The 5,149-nt window shown below is 67.0% G+C and carries 5 protein-coding genes; all 5 read right to left on the bottom strand.

Features of this window, described 5'->3' with window-relative positions:
* Positions 1 to 4: 4 nt before the first annotated feature.
* Positions 5 to 808 (bottom strand): ABC transporter permease, encoded by an 804-nt coding sequence (locus RSO01_RS45890; protein WP_147157319.1) that lies wholly within the window; start codon positions 806 to 808, stop codon positions 5 to 7.
* Positions 805 to 1,626 (bottom strand): ABC transporter permease, encoded by an 822-nt coding sequence (locus RSO01_RS45895; protein WP_147157320.1) that lies wholly within the window; start codon positions 1,624 to 1,626, stop codon positions 805 to 807. Before RSO01_RS45895 ends, RSO01_RS45890 begins: the two co-directional genes overlap by 4 nt.
* Positions 1,627 to 1,783: 157 nt before the next feature.
* Positions 1,784 to 2,806, bottom strand: coding sequence for an extracellular solute-binding protein (locus RSO01_RS45900; protein WP_147157321.1), 1,023 nt, complete (start codon positions 2,804 to 2,806; stop codon positions 1,784 to 1,786).
* A gap of 27 nt (positions 2,807 to 2,833) precedes the next feature.
* Positions 2,834 to 3,805, bottom strand: coding sequence for an ABC transporter ATP-binding protein (locus tag RSO01_RS45905; protein ID WP_147157322.1), 972 nt, complete (start codon positions 3,803 to 3,805; stop codon positions 2,834 to 2,836).
* The gene (locus tag RSO01_RS45910; protein WP_147157323.1) at positions 3,802 to 5,106 is read right to left on the bottom strand and encodes an aspartate aminotransferase family protein; all 1,305 of its coding nucleotides are present in this window, start codon (positions 5,104 to 5,106) and stop codon (positions 3,802 to 3,804) included. The genes RSO01_RS45905 and RSO01_RS45910 overlap by 4 nt, the downstream gene beginning before the upstream one ends.
* Positions 5,107 to 5,149 lie beyond the last annotated feature (43 nt).

Raw genomic sequence — 5,149 nt, forward strand, 5'->3', positions numbered from 1 at the left:
GGCTCTAGACGATCGTCTGCTTCAACTTGCCGGCACGGCTGAGGACGAGCGTAACGGCTGCCAACGCCAGCACCGTCACCGCGATCAGAAGAGTGGCGACGGCGGTGATCGTCGGATTCACCTCGAGGATCAGCTCGTTGAACATCTTCTTCGGGACGGTCTCGTACTTGCCGGCAATGAAGGAGGTGACGATCACCTCGTCGAAGCTGCCGATGAAGGCGAAGATCCAGGCGGCGAAGACGCTGGGCGCCAGGTTGGGCAGCATGACCTTGACCACGGTGTAGCTCCACGACGCGCCGAGGCTCCACGCCACCTGCTCGATGCGCAGGTCGAACTCGCGCACGGCGACGCCCATCACCATCATGACCAGCGGCACGTTGAGCACGGTGTGGGCCGCGACCAGGCCGATGAACGAGCCGAGCAGGCCGACCTTCGCCAGGCTGAGATAGAGAGCGATGGCCACGATGATGGTCGGCACGATCAGCGGCGACATGAAGTTGCCCTCGGCCCAGTCACGGCCGGCAAAGCTGCCGCGGCGCAGCCCGTAGGCGGCCAGGCTGCCCAGCACCAGCGCCGCGACCGAGGACAGCACCGCCACGACCGTCGAGGTCCACATCGCTTCCATCCAGCGCGGATCGCCGAAGAAGGTCTGGTACCAGCGCAGCGAGAAGCCGGGCGGCGGAAAGGTGAGCGCCCGCGCCGGCGAGAACGACATCGGGATCACGATCAGGAGCGGCACGGTCAGGAACACCAGGCCGAAGATGCCGGTGGCGGCAAGCAAGCGGCGGCTCCAGGGTGTACTCGTCATGCTGACGCCTTGCGGTCGAGCCGGCGGTAGCCGGCGAAGATCAGCAGCGCCACGATCAGCAGGATGGTCGAGATCGCCGACGCCTGTTCCCAGCGCGGGATCTGGTTGATCAGCGTGTCGAGCAGGTTGGAGATCATCGGCACGCGCCCGCCGCCCAGCACCGCCGGCGTGACGTAGAAACCGAGGCACAGGATGAAGACCAGCAAGGTGCCGGCCGCCAGCGCCGGCAGGGTCAGCGGAAAATAGACCTTCCAGAAGATCGTGCGCGGCGGGGCTCCGAGCGACGCCGCCGCCTGCAGCAGCCGGTCGTCGATGCGGATCATGGCGGCGAACAGCGGCAGCACCAGGAACGGCAGCAGCACGTTGGCCATGCCGATGGTGACGCCGAGCTCGTTGTAGAGGAACTGGACCGGCGCATCGGTCAGGCCGAGCCATTGCAGGCCGCGATTGACCAGCCCGCCATTGCCCAGCACGACGATCCAGGCATAGGTGCGCACCAGGATGCTGACCCAGAAGGGCAGTACGACCAGGGCGATGGCGACCAGCCGCGCACGACGACCCAGGCCGCGCATCCAATGCGCCAGCGGATAGCCGATCGCCACGTTGGCGATGGTGGCGATCAAGGAGATGCGGAGCGTGTTGCCCAGCACCCGCAGGTAGACCGGCGCTTCGAGCAGGCCTTCGTAGTGCTCCAGCGTGAAGCCCTGCCCCTTCTCCCAGAAGGCGAGGCCCAGCATGTAGAGGATGGGCAGGTTGAAGGCGACGATCATCAGCACCAGGAGCGGTGCGATGAAGGCGAAGCCGGTGGAGCGGTTCATGGCCTAGGCACTTCCTCCCCAGCGAAGCTGGGGAGGTGGCCCGCAGGGCCGGAGGGGTCATAGGCACCACGACTGCTGCTCATGACCCCTCCGTCCGCTTCGCGGACACCTCCCCACGCGCAGCGTGGGGAGGCAGGCTGGTGTCGAGAAACCATTCCTACAGGCTGAGCTTGAAGGCTTCCCACTTCTTGTTCACAGCCTCGCCGTTGTCGGCCCACCATTCAGCATTCTCGAAATACTGCACGGCCTTGTTCTGCTTGCTGGTCGGGAACTGCCAGAGCTTGTCCTGCGGCAGCAGCGCATCGAGATCGGGACTGGGGCCGGTATAGGAGATCACCCCCGCGGCCTTGGCCTGGTTCTCCGGCAGCGACATCTCGTGATAGAGCTTCCAGGCGGCCAGCTTGTCCTCGGACTTGGAGCCCTTGACCACGGCGATGTAGCTCAAGTCGGCCTTGCCGCCGGCGAAGTTCAGGCCGAACGCCGGATCGCCGACGACGCGGCCCGACCAGCAGATCGCGTACTGCACCTCGTTGTCCTTCATCAGCTGCGGCGGCTGGGCACCCGCCTTCCACCACACCGCGACGTCCTTCTTGATCTCGTTCAGCTTCTTGAAGGCGAGGTCGACGTCGAGCGGAAACAGCTTGTCGATCGGCACTCCCGCCGCTTGCAGCGCGAATGGCAGGCAATAGTGCGGGTAATCCGGCAGGGTGCGCTTGCCGGGGAACGCCTTGGTATCGAAGAACTCCACAAAGTTCTTGGGTTCCTTCTGGCCCTTGCGCCACGCCATGATGGTCGAGAAGTACTGGTAGCCGAAGCCGTACTCGTTCTTGGCCTCGGGGAACATCGCCGCGGGATTGATCGCTGCCCAGTCGAGCTTCTCGATCAGCCCGAGCTTCTTGGCCTGCAGCACGACGCCCGACCCCAGCTCGAACAGCGTCGTGCCGCTCTGCCCGCTCTCGACCAGCGCCCGCAGCTTGCCGAGCGAGCTCGGGCTTTCGCGCACGACGTTGATGCCGGTCTTGGCCTTCAACGGATCGATATAGCCCACCTGGATCGAATCGCCGCTGAGACCGCCCGATTCGATCATGCGGATCTCCTTCGACTGCGCCCGCGCCGCCGACAGGATACCGAATGTCGGCAGGCTCGCCGCCGCCGCCTTGACGAAACTACGCCTTTTCATCTCCGACTCCTCAGTTGCCTTCCCACCTCAAGCCACCGGCCAGATATCGGCCGTATCCCACGACACCGCGACCTCGTCGCCCGCTGCAAAAGCCTTGCCGACGAAGGGTAGCGCCGCCACCAGCGGCACCGCCTCACCAACCAGCGACAGGTGATAGCGCACCATCTGGCCGAGATAGATCGTCTCGACGACCCGCGCCGGCCGGCCGCCATTGATGTTCGCCGCGGCCACGCGCACGCGCTCCGGCCGCACCAGCCCGGTACGGCCGTCTGCCAAGCCGACGAAGTTGGCGATGCCTAGAAACTCCGCGACGAAGCGGTTGGCCGGCCGCAGATAGGCGTCGGCCGGCGCCGCAACCTGCTGGGTCCGGCCCTTGTCCAGCACCATGATGCGGTCGGACAGCGACAGCGCCTCCTCCTGGTCGTGCGTCACCAGGAGCGTGGTGACGCCAAGCGAGCGCTGCAGCTGCTTCAGCTCGACCTGCAGCTCCTCGCGCAGCTTGCGATCCAGCGCGCCCAGCGGCTCGTCGAGCAGCAGGATGTCGGGCTTGAAGACGATGGCGCGCGCGAGCGCCACGCGCTGCTGCTGGCCGCCCGAAAGCTGCGACGGCCTGCGATCCTGCAGGCCGTCGAGACGCACCAGCTTCAGCGCATCGAGCGCCTGGGTACGCGCCGCCGCGCCGCCGATCTTGCGTACGCCCAAGGGGAACAGCACGTTCTCCAGGACCGTCATATGCGGGAACAGAGCGTAGGACTGGAAGACCAGGCCGATGTTGCGCTGCTGCGCCGGTGCGTCGGTGACGTCGCGGCCGCCGATGAAGATGCGCCCCACCGTCGGCCGGTTCAGCCCGGCGATCAGCGACAGCAACGTCGTCTTGCCCGAGCCGCTCGGGCCCAGGATGGTGACGAACTCGCCCTGCGCCACCGCAAGGTCCACCTCGTCGGCCGCGGCGACGGCGCCGTAGCGCTTGCTCACGCCTTCGAGGCGGATGTCGCTCATCGCAGCGTCGCCATGGAGCGATCGGCCGCGGCCAGCGTGTCCTCGATGATGGCATCGTCGTGCGCGGTCGACAGGAACCACTTGCCGGCCGGGTTGATGCGGACGCCCTCCTCCTGCAGCGCGCGCTGGAAGGCCAGCACGGCATCGCGGTCACAGGCGTCGGCCTCGCGGTAGTTGCGCAGCGCCGGGCCGCCGCCGAAGAAGACCTGGAAGATCGCCGGCAGTCCCTGTACGCGCATCGGCAGGCGATGCTTGGCGGCCAGAGCTGCCAGCCCCTGCATCAGCCGCGTGCCGCGCCGCTCGAGATCGCGATAGACCGCGCCGTCGTCGCGCTCCAGCTCGTCGAGGGCGGCGATGGCGGCCGCCATGCTCTGGACGTTGCCGTTGTAGGTGCCGCCATGCATCACGCCCTTGTCGAGCAGCGTATCCATGACATCGCGCCGCCCGCCGACCATGGCCAGCGGAAACCCTGCCGCGACGGCCTTGGCGTAGATCGCAAGGTCGGCCGTCACGCCGAACCGGCCCTGAGCGCCACGCAGGCCAACGCGGAAGCCGGTGATGACCTCGTCACAGATGAACAGCGCCCCCTTGGCGCGGCAGAGATCGCGCACGCCCGCGAGGTAGCCTGCCTCGGCCACCACGGCGCCGCCATTCACCATCACTGGCTCCATGATGACGGCGGCGATCTGCCCGGGATGTCGCTCGAACGCGGCCTCGAGCGCGGCCAGGTCGTTCCAGCCCGCGACCACGACGTCCTGCAGCACGCTTGCCGGGATGCCGGGCGAGCCCGCGACCGGCACGGGCTCGTCGGCCGGCCCCGCCTCGTTCAACGACGGTCGCGCGCTGATATAGGCCTGGTCGCTCCAGCCGTGATAGTGGCCCTCGAACTTCAGGATCTTGTCGCGGCCGGTGAAGGCGCGGGCGAGCCGCATCGCCATCAGCACCGCCTCGGTGCCGGACGTGGCGAAGCGCACGACCTCGGCGCCGGGCAGCAGGCCGCACAGGCGCTCGGCCAACTCGGTCTCGCGCGGATGCTGGGCGGCGTAGACCTGGCCGTCAGCCAGGGTGCGCGCCACCGCCTCGATGACAGGCCTGGGCGCATGGCCCAGGATCGCAGGACCGTTGCCCAGTACATAGTCGATGTGGACATTGCCATCGACGTCGTAGAGCCGCGCACCCTCGCCGCGGGCGAAAAACAGCGGCACCGGCGTGCTGGCGTAGCGTACGTTGCTGCTGACGCCGCCGGCGAGATGCCGTTTCGTCCGTTCGTAGAGTGCGATCGACTTGTCGTAGCGGCGCATGTTTCACTGGCCAAAATATGTGATCACAAAGAACTCTAGAGCC

This window comes from Reyranella soli (assembly GCF_007992495.1).
In the GTDB taxonomy this organism is placed as follows: Bacteria; Pseudomonadota; Alphaproteobacteria; order Reyranellales; family Reyranellaceae; genus Reyranella; species Reyranella soli.